19 protein-coding genes and 1 pseudogene are annotated in these 25,395 nt (G+C 35.6%); 14 read left to right on the forward strand and 6 right to left on the reverse strand.

Going from position 1 to position 25,395, the window contains the following annotated elements; translation table 11 throughout:
• Positions 1-13 precede the first annotated feature (13 nt).
• Entirely contained in the window at positions 14-2,377 is a 2,364-nt protein-coding gene (gene secA2 / locus MKY00_RS04640) for an accessory Sec system translocase SecA2 (protein WP_016716592.1), read from the reverse strand.
• A 251-nt stretch (positions 2,378-2,628) separates the two neighbouring features.
• Between secA2 and MKY00_RS04645 the strand changes: the two genes are divergently transcribed.
• Both MKY00_RS04645 and csaB read left to right on the forward strand, forming a co-directional pair.
• Positions 2,629-4,149 carry a putative polysaccharide biosynthesis protein gene (locus MKY00_RS04645; protein ID WP_016716593.1) on the forward strand — a complete coding sequence of 507 codons (1,521 nt, stop codon included), beginning with the start codon at positions 2,629-2,631 and terminating at the stop codon, positions 4,147-4,149.
• Positions 4,150-4,276: 127 nt separating this feature from the next.
• Positions 4,277-5,365, forward strand: coding sequence for a polysaccharide pyruvyl transferase CsaB (csaB, locus tag MKY00_RS04650; RefSeq protein WP_016716594.1), 1,089 nt, complete (start codon positions 4,277-4,279; stop codon positions 5,363-5,365).
• A gap of 11 nt (positions 5,366-5,376) precedes the next feature.
• Here csaB and MKY00_RS04655 read toward each other — a convergent pair whose 3' ends face one another.
• Positions 5,377-6,810 carry a glycosyltransferase family 39 protein gene (locus MKY00_RS04655; RefSeq protein WP_016716595.1) on the reverse strand — a complete coding sequence of 478 codons (1,434 nt, stop codon included), beginning with the start codon at positions 6,808-6,810 and terminating at the stop codon, positions 5,377-5,379.
• 263 nt (positions 6,811-7,073) lie between these two features.
• Here MKY00_RS04655 and MKY00_RS04660 point away from each other — a divergent pair, with 263 nt between their 5' ends.
• Together MKY00_RS04660 and MKY00_RS04665 are read left to right on the forward strand one after the other, a co-directional pair.
• On the forward strand, positions 7,074-8,921 hold the full coding sequence (locus tag MKY00_RS04660; protein ID WP_016716596.1) for an S-layer homology domain-containing protein: 1,848 nt from the start codon (positions 7,074-7,076) through the stop codon (positions 8,919-8,921).
• A gap of 529 nt (positions 8,922-9,450) precedes the next feature.
• Positions 9,451-12,105: an S-layer homology domain-containing protein gene (locus tag MKY00_RS04665; RefSeq protein WP_016716597.1), complete on the forward strand. Its 2,655-nt coding sequence runs from the start codon at positions 9,451-9,453 to the stop codon at positions 12,103-12,105.
• A 179-nt stretch (positions 12,106-12,284) separates the two neighbouring features.
• On the opposite strand, the gene MKY00_RS04670 is transcribed toward MKY00_RS04665, so the two are convergent.
• Positions 12,285-13,679 (reverse strand): O-antigen ligase family protein, encoded by a 1,395-nt coding sequence (locus MKY00_RS04670; protein WP_016716598.1) that lies wholly within the window; start codon positions 13,677-13,679, stop codon positions 12,285-12,287.
• 309 nt (positions 13,680-13,988) lie between these two features.
• Between MKY00_RS04670 and MKY00_RS04675 the strand changes: the two genes are divergently transcribed.
• The 3 genes from MKY00_RS04675 (at position 13,989) to MKY00_RS04685 (ending at position 15,544) form a co-directional block, all read left to right on the forward strand.
• Positions 13,989-14,777 carry an enoyl-CoA hydratase gene (locus tag MKY00_RS04675; protein WP_016716599.1) on the forward strand — a complete coding sequence of 263 codons (789 nt, stop codon included), beginning with the start codon at positions 13,989-13,991 and terminating at the stop codon, positions 14,775-14,777.
• A gap of 102 nt (positions 14,778-14,879) precedes the next feature.
• A complete protein-coding gene (locus MKY00_RS04680) occupies positions 14,880-15,200 on the forward strand; it encodes a hypothetical protein (protein WP_016716600.1) in 321 nt (106 codons plus the stop codon).
• Between the two features lie 17 nt (positions 15,201-15,217).
• Positions 15,218-15,544, forward strand: a complete 327-nt coding sequence (locus tag MKY00_RS04685) for a nucleoside triphosphate pyrophosphohydrolase (protein ID WP_001277353.1) — start codon at positions 15,218-15,220, stop codon at positions 15,542-15,544.
• A 28-nt stretch (positions 15,545-15,572) separates the two neighbouring features.
• On the opposite strand, the gene MKY00_RS04690 is transcribed toward MKY00_RS04685, so the two are convergent.
• Positions 15,573-15,749 carry a hypothetical protein gene (locus MKY00_RS04690; RefSeq protein ID WP_001027096.1) on the reverse strand — a complete coding sequence of 59 codons (177 nt, stop codon included), beginning with the start codon at positions 15,747-15,749 and terminating at the stop codon, positions 15,573-15,575.
• A 126-nt stretch (positions 15,750-15,875) separates the two neighbouring features.
• On the opposite strand from MKY00_RS04690, the gene MKY00_RS04695 reads away from it, so the two are divergent.
• The 3 genes from MKY00_RS04695 to MKY00_RS04705 all read left to right on the forward strand — a co-directional run bounded on the left by MKY00_RS04695 (position 15,876) and on the right by MKY00_RS04705 (position 19,895).
• Entirely contained in the window at positions 15,876-16,925 is a 1,050-nt protein-coding gene (locus MKY00_RS04695; RefSeq protein WP_016716601.1) for a M42 family metallopeptidase, read from the forward strand.
• Between the two features lie 261 nt (positions 16,926-17,186).
• On the forward strand, positions 17,187-18,809 hold the full coding sequence (locus tag MKY00_RS04700) for an N-acetylmuramoyl-L-alanine amidase (RefSeq protein ID WP_016716602.1): 1,623 nt from the start codon (positions 17,187-17,189) through the stop codon (positions 18,807-18,809).
• A 132-nt stretch (positions 18,810-18,941) separates the two neighbouring features.
• On the forward strand, positions 18,942-19,895 hold the full coding sequence (locus tag MKY00_RS04705) for a TRM11 family SAM-dependent methyltransferase (protein ID WP_001059298.1): 954 nt from the start codon (positions 18,942-18,944) through the stop codon (positions 19,893-19,895).
• A gap of 203 nt (positions 19,896-20,098) precedes the next feature.
• Here the strand turns inward: MKY00_RS04705 and MKY00_RS04710 are convergent, their stop codons facing one another.
• Positions 20,099-20,341: a YflJ family protein gene (locus tag MKY00_RS04710; protein ID WP_016716603.1), complete on the reverse strand. Its 243-nt coding sequence runs from the start codon at positions 20,339-20,341 to the stop codon at positions 20,099-20,101.
• A 242-nt stretch (positions 20,342-20,583) separates the two neighbouring features.
• On the opposite strand from MKY00_RS04710, the gene MKY00_RS04715 reads away from it, so the two are divergent.
• The 3 genes and pseudogenes from MKY00_RS04715 to MKY00_RS30165 form a co-directional block, all read left to right on the forward strand.
• Complete coding sequence (locus MKY00_RS04715; protein WP_175574665.1) at positions 20,584-21,636, forward strand: proline racemase family protein; 1,053 nt, start codon at positions 20,584-20,586, stop codon at positions 21,634-21,636.
• Positions 21,637-21,655: 19 nt separating this feature from the next.
• Positions 21,656-22,633 carry an ornithine cyclodeaminase family protein gene (locus MKY00_RS04720; protein ID WP_016716605.1) on the forward strand — a complete coding sequence of 326 codons (978 nt, stop codon included), beginning with the start codon at positions 21,656-21,658 and terminating at the stop codon, positions 22,631-22,633.
• A 141-nt stretch (positions 22,634-22,774) separates the two neighbouring features.
• A pseudogene (locus MKY00_RS30165) lies at positions 22,775-22,855 on the forward strand (hypothetical protein); the annotation flags it as partial.
• A 321-nt stretch (positions 22,856-23,176) separates the two neighbouring features.
• Here the strand turns inward: MKY00_RS30165 and MKY00_RS04725 are convergent.
• Positions 23,177-23,515, reverse strand: coding sequence for a hypothetical protein (locus MKY00_RS04725; RefSeq protein ID WP_016716607.1), 339 nt, complete (start codon positions 23,513-23,515; stop codon positions 23,177-23,179).
• A 284-nt stretch (positions 23,516-23,799) separates the two neighbouring features.
• Between MKY00_RS04725 and MKY00_RS04730 the strand changes: the two genes are divergently transcribed.
• Positions 23,800-25,389, forward strand: coding sequence for an ABC transporter substrate-binding protein (locus MKY00_RS04730; protein ID WP_016716608.1), 1,590 nt, complete (start codon positions 23,800-23,802; stop codon positions 25,387-25,389).
• The last annotated feature ends 6 nt before the right edge of the window (positions 25,390-25,395 follow it).

The following is a 25,395-nucleotide window of genomic DNA, read 5'->3' on the forward strand; positions in this document are numbered from 1 at the left end:
GTAATTCACCTCATTATATATTTTGTGGGACAGTTATATATCTTGCTAAATATAAAGCAACCTCTTTTTCAAAATGGCTAAATGTGTGTAAAAAGATTTCAAAACCTTCTTTTTGATAAAGGCGCGCCGGATCTTCTTGTTGGTATTGTCTTAAGCCAATACCTTCTTTTAAGTGCTGCATTGCACTTAAATGGCTTGTCCAACCAGAATCAAGGAAGTGAAGGCTAATTTGACGTAATACTTGTTGTGCATCTGCATCACTTTCTAAAGCGTTAACACGCTCTATATAACTTGTAAGAGTATCTTTTAATAGCTCTTGTAAGTCCTCAGCAGAATGAACGTTATTAGCAGATAATGCTGGAATTTCTTCGGTAGATAAAACTGCTTTTAAATCTTCTACTAGTCTAGTGAAATCCCACTCTTCAGGAAGCATTCCTTCTAATAAATGATCTTTAGCAATTACAGTTAGTGTATTTTTGATCATTGGAATGACAATCTCTATCATATTTACTTCTTCGTTTAAAAGGTTATTACGAAGTTTGTAAACTACATTTCGTTGGTCGTTTATGACATCATCTAATTTCAAGTTGTATTCACGCATTGAAAAATGACTGCCTTCACAAATTAATTGTGTACGGTTTATTAAATCATAAATTTTATTGTTTAGAATTAAACCGTTCTCATCAATTTTAAGTGACTTTTTTAACTTCTCGACATCTTCACCTGCGTAGCGTTGTATCATTTCATCTTCTAATGAAAGGAAGAATTGGGAACTTCCGGGATCGCCTTGTCGGCCAGCTCGCCCTTTTAACTGATTATCAACGCGGCGAGATTCGTGTCTTTCTGTTCCGATTACATGTAAACCGCCAAGTTCATGCACACCTTTTTCTAATAAAATGTCTGTTCCACGTCCTGCCATATTTGTAGCAATTGTAATTTTCCCTTTTTTTCCGGCTAGGGCAATTAAATCAGCTTCTTGCTCAGCACTTTTTGCATTTAATAGTTGATAAGGCAAATTTGCTTCATCCAAGTAACGTGCAACTGCTTCTGATTGAAGGATGGACATCGTACCAATTAAAATAGGGCGTTCTTTCTTATGTATATTCATTACTTCTGCACAGACAGCTTTATATTTTGCGTCGGCTGTTACATATACGACGTCTTTTTTATCTTCACGAAGTATAGGACGATTCGTTGGAATTGAAATAACTTCCATATTGTATACGCGGTTAAATTCTTTCTCCTCTGTTTTTGCAGTACCTGTCATACCGGATAAAGCTGGATACATACGGAAGAAGTTTTGAATAGTAATAGATGCTTGTGTTTGATTCTCGTCTGTAATCGGTAAACCTTCTTTTGCCTCCAGTGCTTGATGCAACCCATCGCTTAAAGAGCGGCCATCCATAATACGTCCTGTGAAAATATCAACAAGCATAATTTTTTCGTCTTCGACAATATAATCGACGTCTAGTTGGAAAGCTACATGTGCGCGTAATGCTTGAATCATATAATGATATAAAGTTTGATGCTCTAGATCATATAAGTTATCAATATCAAATAAATCTTCAATTTTTGTAATTCCATCTTCTGTAAAGTTACATGCTTTTGTTTCCGCATCGTAAGTGTAATGCAAAGTGTCTTGGAACGTTTTCATTACCTTTGCACATAAATGATGGAAATCGGAGCTGCTTGATTTTTTCCCAGCGATAATAAGCGGGGTTTTAGCCTCGTCAATTAAAACGCTATCAATCTCATCAATAATTGCAAAGTGAAATGGGCGCTGTACTTGTTCGGCTTTAGATGATGCCATATTATCACGAAGATAATCGAAACCAAACTCAGTACCGATTCCGTATGTAATATCAGCTTCATAAGCGCGTTTTTTATCGATAGATTTCATTTGTGACATATTTAATCCAACTGTTAATCCAAGAAACTCATGAACTCGTCCAATTAATTCCTTATCACGCTTTGCTAAATAATCATTTACTGTAATAACGTGAACGCCTTTTTTTTCGAGAGCACGTACGTAAGTAGGTAAAGAAGAAACGAGAGTTTTTCCTTCTCCTGTAGGCATTTCAGCAATATTTCCTTCTAGTAATACAAGACCACCGATTAACTGTACATCGTAGTGACGAAGGCCAAGTACTCGTTTTGCAGCCTCTCGAACGACAGCAAATGCTTCTACCTTTATATCTTCAACTGTTTTTCCATTTTGTAACATATGCTGGAAAGTGACAGTTTTTTGACGTAATTCATCATCTGATAATGTTTCCATTACAGATTCTAATTGATTAATATCATTCACAATTTGTTCATAATTTTTAATCTTTCTTTTTTGTGAATCTCCCAATAGTTTCTTGACCGAATTCAGCATTCTTGTAACACTCCTCTTACTGACAATAGATACATTATAGCATAGTTATACTAGAAAAAAGTAGAAATGGAAAGTGGTAGGGGATGTGTGTAAAAGAGTTATGTGAGTAAGGATACTTTTGTTTTGTTGTAAAAAAGAAAGTATTCAATATATAAGAAATTTGGTATGATGATTTAATGAGATAGAATATGGTCTCTATAATTCAAAACAATACGCTTAAGAATATATGTATAAAAGAAAAGAGAAGGTACATGAATAAGAAGTTTGTAAAAGGTGCAGCAATTTTAACAATTACAACTTTTTTGTCGAAATTGCTTGGTAGTTTTTTTCAAATTCCGTTACAAAATATTGCAGGAGATGAAGTGCTTGGTATTTTTCGCCTTGTATTTCCTGTATATATGATTGCCCTTACCTTATCAGTAGCTGGTGTCCCATTGGCAATTTCAAAATTGATTGCAGAGTTGAATGAAAAAAATAAGCAGAAAGAAATTGCGAAATTATTTAAATCGGCATCAATTATAGGGATGGTATTTGGAACATTTGGATGTCTAGTGATCGTGTTATTTTCTACTGAAATTGCAAGTATGCTTGGTGGACAAGAAACGAGGGTGCCCTTACTGGTTACGTCATTGGCTTTACTCGTTGCACCATATATGGCAGTTTATCGAGGGTATTTTCAAGGGTTCGGTGATATGAAGCCGACAGGGATATCACAAGTCATTGAGCAATTTGTACGAGTATTTTTTATGTTAATCATCGCTTATATATTAGTATATTGGAATGAAAGTAGTACTATCATTACTAGTGGGGCCATGGTTGGATCTTTTCTTGGGGTAATAAGTTCACTTATATATTTACGTATGACGTACAATAAAAGTTCATACCGATATAAGAGCAACTCGTATTCACTACAAGATTTGAAAAAAGATGGAAAGAAAATATTGCAAGTATCTATTCCGATTGCTATTGGAGCTTTATCCATGCCGCTTTTAAATTTGGTGGATTCGCTAACAGTACCGCACGTGCTGCAAGGATCGTCAGCCGAAATTCAATCGCAATTTGGTATATATAGCCGCGGTTCTGCATTTACACAATTAATTGTTGTTTTCGCAAGCGCAATTGTATTTCCATTAATACCATTATTAACGTCTGCACTAGCAAAAAAAGATATGAATTTAGCAAAAATGACAGTCCAAAATACGAACTCACTTATGCATGTGCTAACAGCCCCGTTAACAATCTGGTTAATTGCATTAGCGGTTCCGTTAAATGTGGGATTGTTTACAGATGCGAAAGGAAGCAGTATGTTAGCTGTTATGATTGGTAGTTCGTATTTCACATCGGTTATGGTATTATCAATAGGAGTTTTACAAGGAATTAACCGCTCTGCCCAAGCTGCGTGGATTGTTATCGGTGCAAGTTTTGTGAAATGTTTATTAAACATAGTATTAACAAAAAAGTTTGGTATAGATGGAGCGGCGTATAGTACATTGATTATATATGTGTTAATCTGTATCGTAAATCATCTGTACATTCGAAAATATCTTTCCTATTCTGTTCACATAGGAAGATTTTTTATTGTAATAGGTGTATCTTGTATTTTAGGATTCGGACTATATGAACTATCTACTATAATAGATGTTACATCTTCAAGAATTATTGCGTTATTATATAGTGGCGTAGCACTTGCTATTGCAATCATTTTGTATGCGGTATGTGCTTTGAAATTAAACTGGATATCAAAAAAACAAATACCATTTTTGAAAAAATAAATATAGAACTACGAAATGTAAGGATTGGAATTCGGACGGGCTTATTGTGATGATGCTTTTTTAGGTAAGGAGTTGGTGCCAATAATGGATGAAATGGTTGGTTACCAAATGTTGGAGGAGATTAAGAGTGCGGTTAGTTTTATCAGGATATTATGGTTTTTATAACGTTGGAGACGAAGCTATTCTACAATCGATTATTGAATCGTTACATAAAGAGAATCCGAATATTGAACTCGTTGTGCTGTCAAATGACCCTGACTATACAAGGAAAATGTACGGAGTAGAAGCGGTGGATCGTTGGAGTATCAAATCGGTTTATGATGCAATAAAAAAAAGTGACGGACTTATTAGTGGCGGAGGGAGCCTCCTCCAAGATAAAACGAGTGTAAAAAGTATTTTATATTATACGGGTATTATGGGGTTTGCTCGTATATTAAAAAAACCGTATTACATTTATTCACAAGGAATAGGTCCGATTACAAAAAGGCATAATCGACTATTAGTGAAATGGCATTTGTCGAAAGCGACATATATATCAGTTCGAGATGAGGATTCATTTTTATACTTAAAGGAACTTGGCATGAAAAGGGATATTGAACTTGTTCCAGATCCAGTTTTAACATGGAAACGAAAAAAACAATCAGATTGGCTACAAAAACATTCTTTGCATGGGAAAATAATTGCAGTGAGTGTGCGTCACTGGAATGCAAAAGAAGATTATATAAAAAAGTTAGCGATGGCTTTAAAAAAATTAAAGCAAGAAGGATACCAAATTTTATTTGTCCCGATGCATGGTCCGTTTGATCAAAATGCTTCGCGTGATGTAGTGGATTTAATGGGAGAAGAGACGTATATGCTTCCATATAAAATGGATATTGATGAAAAAATATCTATTTTATCAGAGTGTTCTCTTTTAATTGGTATGCGTCTTCACGCCCTTATTTTTTCGGCTGTCGCGAAAACACCGATGGTTGGAATTTCATACGATCCAAAAATCGATTCATTTTTAAGACAAGTGAATCAACCGGTTATAGGAAGTGTGGATGGAGACTGGAGTGCAGAAGATCTATATAAAATTGCGAAGAGGCAAGTGATGCAATATGAAGAGATACAGCAATCTCTGCAAAGAAGAGTAGATGAGCTGCAACTGCAAGGAGAAAAAGCGGCTAAGAAAATTATTTATCATATAGAAAAAAACACTCTACAGAAAAAGTAGAGTGTTTTTTGTTAGTGTATTTCTTTACGTTGGAATCTTTCTTTTATATATTGTGTAACGAGATAGACACCGTAACCTTGTATGATCATAAACGTCGGGATGATAAAGTAGCGATAGCGCGATTGAATTTCAATGAAGAAGTGCACACCTGCGTAACCTAAAATTAATAATGAGAAGAACAGTAACGTTTTATTTCGTTGTTCTTTTAGCGTTTTGATAGAAGCTATGCAAGCGAATATGCAAATGCTTACGTAACATAATTTTTCTAACGTCCACAGTAATTTTGATAATTCGGGTTTTGGATGTCCTTCTAGTCCCCAATAAATGGCTGCGTCATAATCTCCCCACATAATTTTAAATTTATCTTTGAATAACAATAATAGTTGTCCTTTATCAGAAGTTCTTTCTTTAATGAGCTGTTTTTCAATTTCGAAACGTTCCTCTCCAATCGGATATTGAAAAACAAGTTTATGGTCAGGGAAAGAAAATCCACCTGTTGTTTCAGGGTTGAATCCAACTACAAATTTCCAATAAGGGTCTCGACTAGATAATGGATATTGTGTAACCCCTGTAGCAATTAATGAATAGCTAAAGATGAAATGCACGATATAATAAATGCCAATCATACCAATGAGCTTTGATACAACCATTTTTTTATTCAGTTTCTTATCACCAATTATATGAGTGATTAGTAAGAAAAGAATGAGAGCTAGTAAAATAACAATACCAATTGGTCTCATAATATCGCCAAATGCAATAAGAATACTAACAAATATCCACGTATATGAATGCGAGATTCCTTTTTTTACGAGAAGATAAAAACCACCGTAGAATAGAAATGTTGCGAGATGCTGATTTGTTAGTACAGAAGTCATCATAATGTTAGGAATGTACGTTGCGAAAATAAGTGCGGCAACTCTACCGCTAAATTCGTTAAATAGATGTGTAGCTATGCGATATATAAAGTACGTGATACCAGTGCAGTATAGTATGTTTAATAATTTAATTGCTAGTACACCTTCGCCAAACAATTTGATCACACCAGCTTGGTACATTGTAAAGCCTAATTGATATACCCAAGTAGTAAAATATGCTGTGTCCGCGAATGAGAAATTGTTATTTGCAGCATCAACGGCGCCGTTATACATTTGTGCGAAATCTTGTACGACATTTGTTTGAACTGTTAACACCCATGCAAGACGAAGTGTGAATACTAGTAGACAAATAAATATGATAAATTGTGTTTGAGTGAAAAACCGATTCACGATGATAGACATGAATATGATCCCGATTAGAATGACTATAAGTGCCACTATAAGGAAATAGGGATGATCGTACTTCGGTTCAGTTATTAAAAATTGCAATGAGTATATAAGAGTCATTACAAAAAATAACAATGTTAATATTTGCAGTGCTTTAAATGCAAATGCATATAATCTAGGCATAATGATCCTCCGTAGTATGTAATATCTTTGTAGTTATTTCTATATAAACAGAAATAACTACGTCATTATATCATAAAGGATTTCGCGGTTGTAAAAGGAATGGAGTTTATAGGAAGATTAGTAGGATATATAATATTTCAATATAATAAAATGCTTATTTTAAAAAGGTTGTATGCTAATTTTTGTTTATCATGTTTATATAATTAGTATATAATCGGTGTTGGAATGATAAATTCGTAGATTACGAGGAGGATTACATAACCGTGAAAAAATTTTCAAAAGGTATTACAGCAGTTGCATTAACGGGGGCATTCCTTTTAACGCCTATTTCAAGTTATGCAGCGAGTGATGATATTACAGGTCATCTATTTGAGCAGCATATGCGTACTCTTATTAATAAAGGAATCATGTCAGGGTATGGAAATAATGTATATTTACCTGACAAAGAGATAACGAGAGCAGAGTTTGCTACATTAGTAGCGAAAGCCCTGCAACTTCCGCAAGCAGATTCAAATTTTAATGATGTGCCAAAATCATATGGCTTATATGACGGCGTAAGTAGAGCATTCGGAGCGGGAATTATTAAAGGGCGTAGTCCTGAGACTTTTGCACCAAATGATGTGATTACACGTGAAGAAATGGCCGTAATGGTAAAACAGGCGCTAGATTATAAAAAGGTTAACGTAACTGTAAGTCCGCTTACATTTGCTGATACGAATCGTATTAACTATAAAGAACATGTACAAGTTATGGTAGCTACGGGGATTATTAAAGGTTATCCAGAAGATAATACGTTTAGACCGCATTTATCAGCGACAAGAGGTATGGCTTCAGCGATGCTGAACTTAATGCTTGATAAAATTGGTAACAGCGGAGGAGAAACGCCTGTAGAAACAAAGAATTATGTATTGTTAAATGACGCAGGGAAAATAGTAGAGCGTTACACTACATACAAAGAAGCTGTTACAGCTGCGCAAAATAAAGGCATCAATGCAGTGAAGTATGAAAATGAATACGTATGGATTAAAGATGGCTTTGCAAGTGCGAAGCAAATTTCTGGAGATACAATTAATGTGTACGGTGATAATTTACAAACAGTATATACGTACATTCAGTATGGAACGGAATTTAAAGTGTTAGAAGTTGGAGAAGATCGTGTGAAAGTACAACTCTCTGATTTAACAGGTTATGTAAAGAAAAATGAAGTCACGTTAATTCCTGAAAATGAAATGAAAAAGTCATCTTATTACGTAAAATCAGATGGATATTTATATCACAGATATTTCACATATAATACAAGTTCACCTGGATATACAGAATATAGATTTGGTGCAGCCCCTTCGTTCATGAAGCAGGGACAATCAATGTATAGTGTAGATGGAAAAACATTCGGAAATGAAACGTTTTACCAATATTTTAATTACGTATCATTACGTACGAAAACAGAGTACACGGCAGAACAGTTAGATAGTTATATAAAATCAGTTAAAGCAGATTCTCCATTAATCGGTTTAGGTGCGAAATTTAAAGAAGTAGAAAGCAAGTATAATGTAAATGCATTATTCCTATATTCATTAGCAGCTCATGAGAGTGATTTTGGGACAAGTAGGCTTGCACGAGAAAAAAATAATTTATTTGGCTTAAATGCAACAGATAATAGTCCGTTTGGTAACGGTCTAACATTTAATTCAAAAGAAGATTGTATTGAACATGCGGCAAAAGTATATATGAATGAAGGATATTTAAATCCAGGTCATTGGCGTTATACTGCAACATATACAGGTGATAAAGCTAGCGGTTTAAATATGAAATATGCATCTGATGCAAACTGGGGTAAAAAAGTAGCAGGGCATATGTTCCGTTTTGATTCGTACTTAGGTAAAAAAGAGTACAACAAATATAAACTTGCTCGTGTAACGAATAAGGTGGAAGCGAAAAAAGATCCTCGTACGTCGAATGAAAGACTGTATAACTTAGCGGCAAATAAAGTTGTTACGATTACAGGCGAAGAAATGATAAATGGACAAGCATGGGTTAAAATCATTTCTGATGATCCTGCTGTAAATGAAGCGTATGTTGTAAAAGAAAATGTAGAGTACGTAAAACACTAATAAAGAACAAATAAAAAGACTGATCACCGAGATGATCAGTCTTTTTGTTTGTCGAATAAAAAAATTCCATATAATAACATTTATATGAATATAATACCACTTTATAGAAATTAATAACAAATAATTCGACAAAATAATAAAAATAAAGCGCATTATTGTCGAAGGTTGTCGATAATTTTAAAAAGTATAAATTGTCATTTCATTTATATTATGTGCTATAATGCTATTTGTATATTAAATACAAGCGATGTATATACGTTTACATATTAGAAAAGTTGATAAATATATAATTCGACAAACATTATAAATTTGTCGAATTATGCGATAAATAATTCTTTTAAAAAAAAGAATTATGACGTATTATATACATGGTTTAACTTTTTGGAAAAAGATAGTATTTATTATGGCTGATAAATTACTATTCTTCAAAAAGTGTTTGTAAATTAATATATGAATTTAGTAAATCACTAGTTTTTCAAATACATATTTCTAAAGCTAGTATTATATTTCTCAAGGAGGAAATAAATCAATGGCAAAAAATAAGTCTTTTAACAAATTAATGGCTGGTACAATGACAGCTGCAATGGTAGCAGGAGTAGTAGCACCAGTTGCTACAGCAGCAGAAGAGGGCGCATTTAAAGACGTTCCTAAAGAACATTGGTCTGCAAAAGCGATCAACTCTATGGCTGCACAAGGTATTATCGTAGGTACAGGTAATGGTGTATTCGGATTTGGTGAAGATGTAACTCGTGCTCAAGTAGCTACTTTCATGGTAAAAGCAAAAGGTATTGAACCTGGTTCAACGAAAACTCCATTCACAGATGTACCAGAAAACAGCATTTATGCTAAATTCATCGCAGCTGCTGAAGCTAACAAAATCATGGCTGGTTTAGGCGACAATAAATTCGGTCCAGACGAGAAATTAACTCGTGCACAAATGGCACAGCTTCTTGTTAACGCATACGGTTTCAAAGCTGATGAAGAAAACAAACAAACTTTCAGTGACATCGACGGTTTATCTTGGGCAACTGCAAAATCTTCAATTGAAACTCTTGCAAGCCTAGGTATCGTATCTGGTGAAGGTGAAGGCAAATACAATCCAAACGGTGTTGTAACTCGTGAGCAAGCTGCTCAGTTCATCTACAATGCAATGACATATAGCCCGAAAGTAAAAACAGAAGCTAAAGTTGAATCTGTAAGTGCAATCAACGCTCAAGAAATTAAAGTTACATTTACAAAACCAGTAAATGAAAAAACTGCAATTGACGAAGCTAACTACATTTTCAAACAAAATGGTGTTAACTTAAAATCTGAAGATTTCTTAGGAAACACTAATAAGAAAGGTGTTCTTTCAAAAGATGGTAAGAGCGTAACTTTCAAATTAGTAGCTGGCAAAGCATTTGCTAACTCTGACAAATATGCAGTACACTCAACTACAGGCGTATTAGGTGCTGACTTAAAACCTGTAGAAAAATACCTTGATACAGAAAAAACATTCTCTGACTCAGTAGCTCCAGAATTATTAGGTGCACGCGTTGTTGGTGGCGCAGTTGAATTAACTTTCAACAAACCTGTGCAAACAGATGCAAAAGTTAAAATTGATGGCGTTGAGCTTACAGAAGCAAAAACTGCAAGTGAAACTCCAGGTGTATACACTTTAACTACTGCTAAAGTTGAAGGAAAAGATAGTATCTTCGCTAAAGGTGATCATGAAGTAGTTGTATACGATGCAAAAGATACATTAGCAAAGAACCCTAATACATCTTCAATCTTAACAACAAAATACACTGTAGCTGCTGATACAACAGCACCAGAAGTGAAAGAATTAAAAGCTATTAACAGCCGTACTTTCAAAGTTACATTCTCTGAGCCGTTAAGCCAACACCCTGAAGTAACTGTGAAAAAAGGTAACTACACGTTCAAAACAGCGGGATACGGTACTCCAGGTAACGCTGGTGAAGTACAATTTACAAAAGATCTAAAAGATTCAACTTCATACATCGTTTCTATTAAAGAAAATGCAAATGGAGATCTTAACCCATTATATGCAGGTAGTGAAAAGAAAGTTGACTTAAGTGTTAACCTTAAAAACTTCAAAGATGGAGTAAACTTACTTGGTAAACCAGTTGATATGAGCGTTTCTTTAGCTGCTGATACTGCTACACCAAAAGTAGCTACTGATAGCTTAAACAAAATCAACGGAAATACTTTAGAAGTTAAATTCGATGGTAAAATTGATGTAAATAAACCAGAACAAATCGTAGTACGTGACAAAGGTGGCGTAGTTGTAGAATCTACTTTCGTAGCTGAAGGTGACGTATTAAAAGTTACTCCTAAAAACAACGTTGAATTAAAAGACGATTCTTACACAGTAGAATTAAAAGCTGGTGCTATTAAGTTTGCAAAAGATAATGAATTAGCTTCTTACTCTGTAAACACAAACAGCAACGAAGCATTTATTACAACTGTTGGTAAAACAGGTATTGTAACACCTGTTGTAGAGATGGACAAAGGAATTATTACAATTGCTGGTGATGTAATCACTATCAACTATACACAAGACATGAGTGGTAACGCGAAAGATGTAGAGAATTACAAAATTGACGGTAAAGCATTACCAACAGGTACAACTGCAGAATTCGTTGGTAACAAAAAGACTGTTAAGATTTCTTTACCAAAAAATTATTTCTCAAAAGATCAATCTGCTAAGTTCACAATTAGCACAAACGTATTAACTGCATCTGGAAGCAAAGTAGTAGCTAACGCTCAAACAAAAGCTCCAGTTGAAGATTTAATTAAATTCGGCGATAACACAGCTCCAAAATTAGCAAGCGCTGTTTATGTGAAAGCTAATAACGAAGCTGACGTTTCAAAAACAATCAAAGTTACATTTGATGAGAACATTGAAGCATTCAATGAAAATGACGCTCAATTTATCAATGACTTAAAAGTTGTTGTAAATGGTAACGATGCTGCAATTGCTGGTATTAAACATGGCGGCGCAGATGAAGCTAACGTTGTTTACTTAACAACTGCAAAAGAGCTAAACGTTGCTCAAGCTGCAACAATTAGTGTAGTAGCAAAAGGTTCAGCTAATCCAGACGGCATTAAAATTACAGATGCTGCAGGTAACCAATTATCACTTGGTAACGTAACTGCATCAACTGCTATTGTTCAAAAATAATAATAGATAGTATATCTGTTATTGACGAAAAACCCTTTCAGGAGAATTCCTGAAAGGGTTTTTCTATATGATTCAGTTATTTGCGAGCAGGGGACTTATGCTGTTTGATTGTTATAAGAAGTAAACATACAAGGAGAAAAAATGCCATGCCCTTAAAATAGGGGCATGGCATTTCAATGTTATTCAATTTCCAAATCAACAACCATATAAGCAAGTATGACAGTAAAGAATATACTTACGGCTGGTGCTGTTAATACGTGGCCGGACATAAAGCCGATTCCGAGCGATAGGACGAGTGTGCTAGCTAGTAGCATGTGTTTTACGCTAAATAGTTTCTTGAAGTTTGTGATCAAGCGAATGAATATTTTTATACCGAAATAAAGAAGCGGCAGTAAATACATAAGGAAGCCGACAATTCCGAATGCAAAGAATAGGTCGTGGAAATCCATTTCGACTAGCTTCACTTTCGTTGTATAGTTACCAGCGTAGCCCATTCCGAATAGTTTTTGGGATAATGGTGCTTCTTTATAGTATTGTTTGTATACTTTTAAGAATTTGTCCCGATCACTATAAATTAAACTCTTCACTTCAGAGTCTGTTAGTTCACCTTTTGCGTGTTTTTTTGCATCCTCTGGATTTTCTTTAATTACTTTTCCTTCTTTTTTATCTTGTTCTTCTTGTACTGATTTTTTGTATTCGTATATTTGCATGTGGATTCCCATATTTTTTGCGATAGGAGTATGCGGTGTAAGAACAATTAAACCTCCTAGTACAACTGCTGCAACGATGGTGTTTACAAGATATGTGAATCCTTTTTTTTCTTTTTTACGGTTTATCATATATTCAATGAACGAGAATAAAAGTGCTACGCCTAATGTTAGCACAATTGCACCATATCCAACTTTTGTTCCGACCATAATACTTGCATACATCGCAAGTATTGTTGGAATCCAGTAATATATTTTCGAGAAAGAAGTTGTTTTATAAATCGAATATAAGACAACGATTGGGAACATAATCGCAAAGAGAGCACTTAAATCATTTCCAGCAAAGAACCAACCTCTTGAGCCAATTTTTGAGTGAGGATAGCTTGGGAAATCAGTGCCAGTTTGCATTGCGATAATCATTGTGATGCTTAAAATTAAAGTTGCATATAAGAAATATGTAATGATTTTATGAAACACATATTCTTTATTTTTTAGCTCTTTAAAGACGATAATATATCCAAACAGTAGCACAATTGGATATATGCTCTTTAAAATAAATTTAACTTCTTCTCCAAATGAAATTGGAGATTTAACCATCATATTATTTACAAGACCGATTGCCAGTGCAATTCCGAGTAAACATAAATAGAGAATGTACTTTTTCGCGCCTTGTTGTTTATGATGAAGAAGTAGATAACCTAATGCAAGAAGCATAAAGGCGAAACGGACTACGATTCCGACTGTTGCGCTCATGTGTAATACATAGATTGAAAAAGACGTTAATAAATCTAAAATTGGTTGAAACACGATGAATAGCAGTAGGAAATGCGGGAAGTAGTTATCCGTCTGTTTTAACTTAGTAACCATATGTTCCTCCATTTCTTCATTCCTTTATTTCAGCACCCCTCTATATAATAGGAAGGGGAATGAATTTCTATATTTAATTTTTATATCAGACTTAAGAATACACCATTTCATTGTAATGGTAAATAGATGAAGAGCCGGGATAAACCGACTTTAATTTCTATATTTTTCAACGAAATTGTATGTTTTATGCAAGGCGATATACAAATTACGAGATTATTAGACAGAAAATTAAGAAAAAAGAAGGGTTTTTCACATCCTTTCTATAATTATATAAGTATAATCTTTGTGTAGAAAAGAGGGGTATATATAATGGAAGTAACAAGTAAAACAGAATCTGTCATTGTGAAATATGAAGGGCACGTTGCAACGGTTATGGTCAATCGCCCAGAGGTGTTAAATGCATTAGATGAACCAACGTTAAAAGAGTTATTACAAAAACTGAAAGAAGTAGCGGAGAGTTCTGCACACATTGTTGTGTTATGCGGGAACGGCCGTGGTTTTTCTGCGGGTGGAGATATTAAATCGATGCTTTCAAGTAATGATGAAAGCAAGTTTGATGGTATTATGAATACTATTTCTGAAGTCGTTGTGACTTTATATACGATGCCGAAGCTTGTTATTAGTGCTATTCATGGACCAACTGCTGGTCTTGGATTAAGTATTGCACTAACAGCTGACTATGTGATGGCAGATATATCATCAATTATTGCGATGAACTTTATTGGAATCGCTTTAATTCCAGATGGTGGCGGCCATTTCTTCCTTCAAAAGCGCGTTGGTGAAAATATGACGAAGCAAATTATTTGGGAAGGAAAGAAATTATCAGCAACAGAAGCGCTTGATATCGGTTTAATTGATGAAGTAATCGGCGAAGATTTCCAAACGGCTGTGAAGCAAAAAATTAGTGAATGGTCACAAAAGCCAATCAAAGCGATGATTCAAACGAAGCAAATTTTATGTGAAGTAAATCGCTCCAATTTAGAACAAACGCTGCAGCTTGAAAAACGCGGCCAATATGCGATGAGACAAACAGCAGATCATAAAGAGGGCATCGCTGCATTTTTAGAAAAACGTTTACCGGTATTTAAAGGAGAATAAAGTGTAGTGGCAGTTTTACTGCCGGTTAATTTAGGATAAAGGGGAGAAAGTGCTAACACATTTTAGTATAATTGTGTTAGCACTTTTTTTAAGGAGTAATGAATGAAGAAATTGATTGGCGTTATCGTTATTATTTTACTTACATATTATGCTTTGCATAGTACACCATCTCTTGCGGTACGGACTGCACTATTTTTTGAAGGGCATCCAATTGCTGCTTTCTCAGGTGAAGTGGAGAAAGAACGGGATGTGAAAAAAGAAGCGATTCCTGATGAGTACAAAACCTTATATGGAGAGAAGAAAGAAGAACCAGAGCATTATTTCTTTCCGGCAGTAAGGGCGCACGGATCAGGAATTGATATGTTAAGTGCTTGTGTGAAAAAAGAGTGGTTATTTTATAAGGCAGAGCTCGGCTGCTATTAAACATAGGAGGATGAATGATGTCAGCATATAACAAGTTAGTAAGAGATCGTGTTCCAGAGAAGATTTTAATGTCTGGAAAAACATATACAGCACAAAAATTAACAGGACAAGCATACATACAAGCTTTGGCGAAAATTGGAACAGAAGAAATTCGTGAATTTGCTTCTATGAAAGAGCGTGAACATGCGCTTGATTCTCTTGCGGATGCACTGGAAGTAATCATATCATTAGCGCGTGCAGAAGGTGCAACAATTGAAGATGTAGAACGTCTTCGTAAGCAGAAAGAGATAGAGCGCGGTGGGTTTGAAAGAGGTATTTACTTGTTGGATGTTTCAGAAGAATAGATTTGTAGGGAAAGCATAGCGTTACTCATTAACGAACGCTATGCTTTTTTGTTGCGATTAAGCTAATAATGAAGAAGATAGCTGTTAATACCCAGCCAATTGTAATAGAAGTAGTAGTATGAACTGCATAAGAAACTTGTAAACAAAGTAATGATGCTAGAAACCAAATGAGTGCAATGTGTACATATTTTTTTGATATATTCATATTGTATAACTCCTTTTATATACTAAAGTGAATTTTACTATAATTTAGAAAATTAAGCTATATGAGTAGAGGATTTATAGTAAATTCGGTATACTAAATAATAGGAAAAATGAGGAGGAAACGACAATGGCACATTATGCGAAAGAAACGATGGAATTGATTAAGGAGCTTGTCTCTATTCCAAGTCCATCTGGAAATACAGATAAAATTATTCGTTTTATTGAAAACTATGTAAGTGAGTGGAATGTAGAAACGAAGCGTAACAATAAAGGTGCTCTTATTTTAACGGTAAAAGGGAAAAATGATGCACAGCATCGCTTATTAACAGCACACGTTGATACGTTAGGTGCGATGGTGAAAGAAATTAAGCCAGATGGTCGTCTCAGTCTTTCTATGATTGGCGGATTTCGCTGGAACTCTGTAGAAGGGGAATATTGCGAAATTGAAACATCAAGTGGCAAGACGTATACAGGAACGATTTTAATGCATCAAACATCTGTACATGTATATAAAGATGCAGGTGAAGCGAAACGCGATGAGAAAAATATTGAGGTTCGTATCGATGAGCGCGTATTTTCAGCTGATGAAGTACGTGAATTAGGAATTGAAGTAGGAGACTTCGTTTCATTTGATCCACGCGTTCAAATTACAGAGAGTGGATACATAAAATCACGTCATTTAGATGACAAAGTAAGTGTTGCAATTCTATTAAAATTAATTAAGAGATTACAAGATGAAAACGTAACATTACCATATACAACTCATTTCTTAATTTCTAACAATGAAGAGATTGGATACGGTGGTAACTCTAACATTCCAGAAGAAACGGTTGAATATTTAGCGGTTGATATGGGAGCGCTAGGTGATGGACAAGCATCTGACGAGTATACAGTATCTATTTGTGCAAAAGACTCTAGTGGTCCGTATCATTATGCACTACGTAAACATTTAGTAGAGCTTGCGAAAACGAACAATATTGAATATAAAGTAGATATTTATCCGTACTATGGATCGGATGCATCAGCTGCGATTCGAGCTGGATTTGATGTGAAGCATGCATTAATTGGAGCAGGTATTGATTCTTCTCATGCATTTGAGCGTACACATGAAAGTTCGATTGCTCATACAGAAGCGTTAGTATATGCGTATGTAATGTCTCATTTAATTGAAGAATAATTTCGTAGAAAATAAAGAGGGCTGATTGAAAATGTTATTTTTAATCAGCTTTTCATTTGGTGGGTAATGGATCGCTTTTTGAATTTTTATATTTATTCTTCCTTATATGTTCATCTTTAATAATATAGGCAGAAAACGTATTTACTACAGTGGTAGAATGTTATAAACTATTATAGGAGTTATTTTCCAATTGGTATTTTTTATATTAGTTTGATTAAGAGAATTGTATAACGTGAGATTTTGAGAGGAGATTTAATTTTTATGAAGTACAAGGCAATCGCTGCTGGTATGTTAGCAGCAAGTTTACTAGCTTATCCAGTTAGTAGTTTAGCAGAAACAAAGAAGTTTTCAGATGTTCGAGACGACTCATTTGCAAAAGACGCAATTTACTATTTAGTAGAGCGAGATGTAATTAGCGGTATGACAAGTGATACGTTTGCGCCAAAAGGTCTTTTAACACGTGCGGAAGCAGCGACAATTATAGCGAAAGCAATTGGATTAAAAGTGGATCCAGCTGGGAAACCATCTTTTAATGATTCAAAAAATCATTGGGCAACTCAGTATATTGCAGCAATTGAAAAAGAAAATATTATTGCAGGCCGAGGAGCAGGCGTATTTGATCCTGATGGAAAAGTAACGCGTGCTGAAATGGCTTCTATGCTTGTGAAGGCTTATAAACTACAAGGGTTAGTACAATCCCCAATTACGAATAAATTTACTGATTTGGAAGGTCATTTCGGTAAAGAAGCAGCAAATATTTTAGTAGCGTTAGAGATTTCTGCTGGTACTGGTAAGACGATTTGGAGCCCAGATCTTTATATACCGCGTGAACAAGCAGCGCAAATGACGTATAAAGCGGACAAGCTAAAGAAACATAATGATAATACGAGCAAACCAGAGGAAACAAAGAAAGAAATGTATATAGATCGTAAGTTCATTACATATCATCAACCATCATTATCATCAGGAATTACTGACTTGCAGCATGATCCACAAAAAGTTGTAGTAAAAGAAGAGCGAGATGGATGGATTAAAATTGTAACGAGCAAAGGTGAGAAGTGGACACCTTTAAAAGAAAAAACAGAAGTTATTAATGAAGGATTTACAACATATGCAGAAGCGTCACATTCTTCTAAAGTACTAGGGAAATATGGAGCACAAACAGTAACGGTTATTGAAGAAAAAGATAGCTGGATTCGTATCCGTACAAATAGTGGTTTCCAATGGGTTGATAAAAATCAATTAAACCCAGTAAAACAAGAGAACTTCTTAGAAGGTAAAGCAATTATTATTGATCCAGGTCACGGTGGAATTGACTCGGGTAATGTTGGGTATTACGAGAAAGAAAGTGAAATCGTATTAGACACATCTTTACGATTACAAAAACTATTTGAGAAAAAGACACCATTTACTGTTAAGTTAACACGTACGAACGATACACGCCCAGGAGTAGATTCTAGTGATTCTTTAAGAAAAAGAGTAGAATTTGCTAATGAAAATAATGGTGATATTTTCGTAAGTATTCACGGTAACGGTTCTACAGGTAAAGATGGACACGGTACAGAAACATTCTATTATGCAGCAGCACCGACAAAATCAACGAATCCACATACGGAAGACAGTCGCTTATTAGCAGAAAAAATTCAAAAGCGCCTTGTAGCAGCTCTTGGAACAAAAGATCGTGGTGTGAAAAAGGATAATTGGTACGTAGTAAAATATAATACAATGCCAGCTGTATTAGCAGAATTAGCATTTGTAGATAATAAGGATGATGCAAATAAACTCGCTACACCAGCACAGAAGCAAAGTGCAGCAGAAGCGATTTATCAAGGTATTTTAGATTATTACGAAGCAAAGGGTAATAACGTATCTTCTTTCCGTTAATACATTAAAAGAGATTGCCAATAGGCAGTCTCTTTTATTTATTAACGTTTCTCTTTATTTCAGGCATGTGATATCATTTAATTTTATACAAAAAAGTATTGTAATTATAACGATATAGAGGATGATCATAGATTGAATAATCATAGGAAAACACCTGCATGTATATATACGTATGCATTTCGTGAGGAGGAGCGTGCTTTATGTTACTTGGAAATGCGCTCGTTCTTTGGAATGGAGTCCCACGTTAATATTTTGAAAAGTGATGTCAAAATTGACCCGAGTAGAAGTCCTTTTATGAAAGAACGCGTTGAGGTTATGTATGAAGGAGACGACTTAGAAAGTATTTTGGAACAAGTAAAGGAAATTGAATTAGGAGAAATGACGTTTAAAGTTATCTTCGTGAAAATCAATGATCTTGAGGGAGAAAATAAAATAGAGTATGCGGAAAGACGTATCATTGAACGACGTATTGGGGATTGTATTGATGCGGAAGCGGATGTGCGCAATCCAGAGCGTACTTTTGGTATTGTTCCATTAGGCGGACGTTGGTATTTTGGACATTATGTAGAGAGTAAACCAGTTTGGTACCATCATATAAAAAAACCACGTAGCTATTCGACATCTCTTAGCACACGCGTTGCAAGATCCGTTGCAAATATTGCGGTGCCAAATCCAGAGGGAGTAAGAGCGATTGATCCGTGCTGCGGCATTGGAACGGTTGTAGTAGAAGCTCTTTCGATGGGAATTAACATCGTTGGTAGAGATATAAGCCCGCTCGTTGCGATTGGAGCGAGAGAAAATATTGCGCACTTCGGATTCGATGGGACGATAACGAAAGGTCCGATCGAGGAGATTACGGAGAACTATGACGTCGCAATTATCGACATGCCATATGACTTATTTACGCACGCAACACCAGAAAATCAGCTCTCCATTCTTTCAAGCGCACGCCGCATTGCTAAAAAGGTAGTCGTTGTCACAATGGAAACAATGGACGATATGATTCATGAAGCAGGATTTGAAATTATAGATCGTTGCACTACAAAAAAAGGAACATTTTCTAGACAAATTCTTGTTTGTGAATAAGGAAGAAAGGTCACCCGTTTGGGTGACCTTTTTTATGGTGGTTTGATGTGTGATTGGTTGGTGGAATGGAGGAGGGATTTGGCGAAATTTGTCGGTAAGTCGATATTCCATGTCGAATCGTCGATAAATTTAAAAAATCGCCGATATATTGTGTGGAATCGCTGATATATTCCGAGAATCGTCGATATCGTTACATTAGTATATTACTGTTCTTTTAATTTCTCTTGTTGTGCAAGTAGTAAATTGCGCAAGATGTGTCCGCGGTAACTTTCTAGTTTGCGTCCTTCATGATAACGCACGCCTAATTTTTTTAGTTCAGCTACGTACCAGCCTTTTGTTCCGTAATACATTGGATCACTTCCTTTTTGCTTTTGAACAGTATATGTTGGGGATGGAAGTAACTTTCCATTGAAAATAATAAGACTGGTTGTATCAAGTGGTTCCATAAAATGGCTTCCGGATCGTGTATAAAAAAATAGACAGTACTGTATGCTTTTTTTAACAATGTATACAAATTTATCCCGCATTAACGGGCAGTAAGACCCTCCACCTCAAAAGTCAGCGGAAGCAAAGAAGTTAGGTGGGGGATCAACTGCCCGTAAAAGCCCGATTGGTTCAACTAATAATCAGTGGGAGATGAACAAAACCCCCACTGATTAAAGTTTCACTTTATACCCTATGCGTTGGCATGATATTTGCAATGAAAAGAGTATTAACATGTAGGGGAGCGATAGAAATGAAGGTTAGTAAAGTGTACACGACAATTGATGCGCACGTAGCTGGGGAACCGCTTCGAATTATTACGGGTGGTGTGCCAGAAATAAAAGGAGAAACGCAGCTAGAAAGACGTGCATATTGCATGGAACATTTGGATCATCTTCGCGAAGTTCTTATGTATGAACCGAGAGGACATCACGGTATGTACGGTTGTATCATTACTCCGCCTGCCAGTAATCACGCTGATTTTGGTGTGTTATTTATGCACAATGAAGGATGGAGTACGATGTGTGGACACGGCATTATCGCTGTTATTACAGTTGGAATTGAGACAGGTATGTTTGAAGTGACAGGTGAGAAACAAAAGTTCATTATTGATAGCCCTGCTGGGGAAGTCATTGCGTACGCAACATATAGGGGGAGTGAAGTAGAGTCCGTATCATTTGAAAATGTTCCTTCATTTGTATACAAAAAAGACGTTCCTATTAAAATATATGACTATGAATTTCAAGTAGATATCGCATTTGGCGGAGCATTCTACGCTGTTGTGGATAGTAAAGAATTTGGTTTGAAAGTTGATTTTAAAGACTTAGCTGCTATTCAAACGTGGGGCGGTAAAATTAAGCACTACATCGAGAGTAAAATGGAAGTAAAGCATCCACTTGAAGAAGGGTTAAAAGGAATATACGGCGTTATTTTCTCAGATGAACCGAAAGGGGAAGACGCAACGTTACGAAATGTAACAATCTTCGCTGATGGGCAAGTAGACCGTTCTCCTTGCGGCACAGGAACTTCCGCAAGAATCGCAACTCTTTTTGCAAAAGATGCTTTACAAAAGGGAGAAATTTTCGTCCACGAATGTATTACTGACGGGAAATTCGAGGGAGAAGTATTGTCGGTAACAGCGGTACATACATATGAAGCTGTCGTTCCGAAAGTAACGGGGCATGCATTTATTACAGGATTTCATCAGTTCGTTGTAGACCCGAGAGATGATTTGAATCGGGGATTTTTGTTAGGATAGAAGGAGGAGGTGGAAATATATGCTAGTCATAAGCGCGAACGAACAACGAAACTTAGTAAATATGAATGAAGTCATTGCATATGCGGCGCTTGCCTTAAAAGAGTTTTCCGCAGAAAGAACAATCACGCCAATTCGCGGTTCATTACCATTTGCGAACGAGCAAAATACGGCATTAATTATGCCTTCAGTCGCAGAAGGGCTTGAGGCACTTGGTTTAAAAGTAGTAACAGTAGTCCCCGAGAACAAAAAGATAGGAAAGAAAACGATAAACGGGATTGTGATGCTATCAGACTTTCAAACGGGAGAACCGCTCGCGCTGTTAGAAGGGTCCTACTTAACGATGATTCGAACAGGAGCCCTATCAGGAGTAGCGACAAAACATTTAGCTCGTCATAACGCAAAAACGTTATGTATTATCGGAACAGGAGAACAGGCAAAGGGAATTGCCGAAGCTGTATTTGCAGTTAGACATATTGAAAAAGTCATTTTATACAATCGAACAGAAGAAAAGGCGTATGCATTCTCGCAATATATACAAGAGAAATTCAATAAACCTGCGTACGTTTACACAAGTACAAATGAAGCAATAAGTGAAGCAGACATCATCGTCACAACTACGAACGCATCCACACCAGTCTTCTCAGAAAAACTACAAAAAGGCGTCCACATAAACGCCGTCGGTTCATTCAGGCCAAGTATGCAAGAACTACCATCTCACGCCATCGCTAACGCAACGAAAGTAGTAGTCGAATCAAAAGAAGCAGCATTAGAAGAAACGGGAGACCTTCAAGTTCCGATACAGGAAGGTTTATTCAAACCTAGCGACATCCATGCCGAACTTGGTCAAATCATAAGCGGAGAAAAAGCAGGCCGCGAAAGTGATGAAGAGATTACTATTTTTAAATCGGTTGGTTTGGCGGTAGTGGATATTATTGTTGCAAAGTATTTGTATGAGAGAGCGGTGGAGCGCGGCGTGGGGAATAGGATTGAGTTTTGAGAGAGACTGCCTTTTGGTGGTCTTTTTAATTTTGGGATAAGTTACTTTATTTGGTGATTTATAAATTTTTGTATATGAAAGTGTATTGGGGTTGTGGTGTTCTTTTCTTTTCTTTTCTTTGCGTTTATAATGTGCTTTTGCATCTCAAATGTAATGCAAAAGCTAGTGTTAGGGCATTCACAAGTAGTTGTTGAACTCCTTCGCAAGGGAGAGCTTGAATGATAAGAAAGCAGCCGACTTTTATACAAAGAGTCGGCTGTTTTTCTGTTTATTTAATACTCTAAAGATATACATCTTAAAGAATATAAGATATTTATGTTCAAAACGCCTTGGTAATTAATTAGAGAAATGAGTTTGAAAAATAGATTAATTTTAGTTAGAGAAGAAGAACTTAGAAAAAAATCTAATCATATTATTGATTTTAATATATATCAGTATTTGATTCTATTGGAGTTATTTTTGTTTGTCCCTTATTTTCCAATTGGAGAATAAGGGACAAAGTTTTATGAAGGAGTAAATTTAGATACAACATATGCAGCTTTTTTACCATTCCCGCCATTCTTCTGTTATGTCTTCTTCCGATTCTAAGCCAGCTATTCGTGCTGCTGCATCGATAAATTCATAGAGATCTTCTCTTTCCATTGTTTCGATAAAATGGTTATGTTCGATATTTAGTTCATTTAATTTAATAACGACCTCTTTAACAACTTGCATGACTTCGGCTTCGGTTGGATTCTCACCTAATTGCTGTAAATTGTTAATGTAAGTGTCAAGAACCTTATTTGTTGCATTTATATTTTCTTCAGTGAAAAATTCCTCGTCTTCATCATACTCAACCCATGATGTTGTTGGTTTGGTTTTTTTCAATTCATCAAATGTCATGATGACCTCCTAAATGTGTTTTTTGTCTTTAATTTTATTCTTCATGTTCGATCATATATAACAATCATTTAAGAGAAATTTTTTAGGCTACTAGTTTTTTAACTTATTTTGCTCTTCGCATCAATATCGTTTATCGCAAGAATTCATAAATAGATTTCAAGCCTTCTAGTTTTACAAAAAAGTTTGACTTTATATAGAGGTAGTGGTAATTTAAAACTTATAAGAAAACTCGGGATTAATTCCGAGTTTTCTTATGGGGATAACTAGTTTGAGGGGGCCGAAAGATGAAACGGAAATTATTTGCATTACCATTTGTCCTAATACTACTTATTGCATTAGCGGCTTGTTCTGGAGGAAAAGATTCTTCGAAGCAAGCGGGCACTAGTAAATCAGGGACTCCGAAAGACGGGGGGACGTTAACGATTGGTGTTAGCGATAACCCAGAGACGATGAATCCACTTTATGCGAATGATCGTGTGTCGTTAACTGTGCAGCAAGCTTTATATGCACCGCTGTATCATATGGAAGACGGTAAGAAAAAGTTTGTTCTTGCTGAAAGCTTTACGCCTTCAGAGGATCAATTAACGTGGACATTGAAGTTAAAAGATAATTTGAAATGGCATGATGGTAAGAAAATTACATCAGACGACATAGCATTTACATTCCAATCTATTTTAGATGAGAAGCAAAATAGCTCAAGTCGTGAAAACTTTGTTTTTAAAGGAAAACCGCTTGAGGTGAAAAAAGTAGACGAGTTAACAGTTCAATTCGTTTTACCACAAGTAAGCGCATCTTTCGAAGGTGTGATGAATGATTTCTTCCCAATTCCGAAACATGTATTTGAAGGGGAAGCAGATTTAGCGAAGAGTAAGAAAAACTTACAACCTGTCGGATCAGGTCCATTTAAGTTTAAAGAGTATAAATCAGATGAGTACGTTGCATTAGATCGATTCGATGATTATGTAGGTGGTAAAGCGAAGTTAGACTCTATCGTATACCGCGTTGTAAAAGACCGTAATACAGCAAATGTTTCACTACAAAATGGTCAAATCAACATGAAGATGATTGAGCCGCAAGACTTTAAGAAATTAGATAGCACTGGGAACTTCTCAATGGTGACATTCCCAGAAGGTAGATTATTCTACTTATCTTATAACATGAATACAGATTTGATGAAGAAAAAAGAAGTGCGCCAAGCAATTGCGCATGCGTTAGATAAGAAAGAAATGATTAACTCTGCATTCGTTTCTAGTCAATTTGCAGAACCAGCAAATTCAATTTTAACGCCGGATGCTATGTATTATGCAAAAGACATTAAAGATTATAAGTATGATAAGAAAGAAGCGAAAGATTTATTAGCGAAAGCTGGCGTGAAAGATAAAGAAAAAGTACGCGTGATGTATGTAACGAATAATAAAATTATGGAAAGCTTAGCGCTTTATACACAACAAAAATTACAAGAAGTTGGCTTAGAAGTTGAACTGAATGCATTAGATGCTAGTGCAGCAAGTGAAAAAAGCTTAGATAAAGAGAATAAAGAATTCGATATTACATTCGGTGGTTACATAATGGGACCTGAGCCAGATTCATATAAGAGCTTATTCTTAAGTAATGCTGAATACAACTATGCACGTTATAAAAACGCTGATTTTGATAAGTTATGGGAAGAAGCTGCAGTTGAAACAGATAAAACAAAACGAGCAGAACTATACCATAAAATTCAAGAGACAGCTAGAGAAGATTTACCTTATCTACCAATTGCGTATCCGAAAGCGGTTATTGCAGTAGATAAAAAGTTTGATGGATTAAAAGAAGCAAAAGCAATTCCTGTCACAATGTTTGAAGATTTATCTAAGATTTATGAAGTGAAATAAGAAACA

Origin of the sequence: Bacillus sp. FSL R9-9834, assembly GCF_038006905.1 — a bacterium.
In the GTDB taxonomy this organism is placed as follows: domain Bacteria; phylum Bacillota; class Bacilli; order Bacillales; family Bacillaceae_G; genus Bacillus_A; species Bacillus_A pacificus.

Bases quoted from the DNA above. Each gene is read 5' to 3' on its own strand.
- MKY00_RS04680 (WP_016716600.1), top strand. From the start codon at position 14,880: ATGAAGAAATTGATTGGCGTTATCGTTATTATTTTACTTACATATTAT.
- MKY00_RS04715 (WP_175574665.1), top strand. From the start codon at position 20,584: ATGATATTTGCAATGAAAAGAGTATTAACATGTAGGGGAGCGATAGAA.
- MKY00_RS04685 (WP_001277353.1), top strand. From the start codon at position 15,218: ATGTCAGCATATAACAAGTTAGTAAGAGATCGTGTTCCAGAGAAGATT.
- MKY00_RS04710 (WP_016716603.1), bottom strand. From the start codon at position 20,341: ATGGAACCACTTGATACAACCAGTCTTATTATTTTCAATGGAAAGTTA.
- MKY00_RS04695 (WP_016716601.1), top strand. From the start codon at position 15,876: ATGGCACATTATGCGAAAGAAACGATGGAATTGATTAAGGAGCTTGTC.
- MKY00_RS04700 (WP_016716602.1), top strand. From the start codon at position 17,187: ATGAAGTACAAGGCAATCGCTGCTGGTATGTTAGCAGCAAGTTTACTA.
- MKY00_RS04675 (WP_016716599.1), top strand. From the start codon at position 13,989: ATGGAAGTAACAAGTAAAACAGAATCTGTCATTGTGAAATATGAAGGG.
- MKY00_RS04730 (WP_016716608.1), top strand. From the start codon at position 23,800: ATGAAACGGAAATTATTTGCATTACCATTTGTCCTAATACTACTTATT.
- secA2 (WP_016716592.1), bottom strand. From the start codon at position 2,377: ATGCTGAATTCGGTCAAGAAACTATTGGGAGATTCACAAAAAAGAAAG.
- MKY00_RS04645 (WP_016716593.1), top strand. From the start codon at position 2,629: ATGAATAAGAAGTTTGTAAAAGGTGCAGCAATTTTAACAATTACAACT.
- MKY00_RS04665 (WP_016716597.1), top strand. From the start codon at position 9,451: ATGGCAAAAAATAAGTCTTTTAACAAATTAATGGCTGGTACAATGACA.
- MKY00_RS04720 (WP_016716605.1), top strand. From the start codon at position 21,656: ATGCTAGTCATAAGCGCGAACGAACAACGAAACTTAGTAAATATGAAT.
- MKY00_RS04690 (WP_001027096.1), bottom strand. From the start codon at position 15,749: ATGAATATATCAAAAAAATATGTACACATTGCACTCATTTGGTTTCTA.
- MKY00_RS04670 (WP_016716598.1), bottom strand. From the start codon at position 13,679: ATGGTTACTAAGTTAAAACAGACGGATAACTACTTCCCGCATTTCCTA.
- MKY00_RS04725 (WP_016716607.1), bottom strand. From the start codon at position 23,515: ATGACATTTGATGAATTGAAAAAAACCAAACCAACAACATCATGGGTT.
- MKY00_RS04655 (WP_016716595.1), bottom strand. From the start codon at position 6,810: ATGCCTAGATTATATGCATTTGCATTTAAAGCACTGCAAATATTAACA.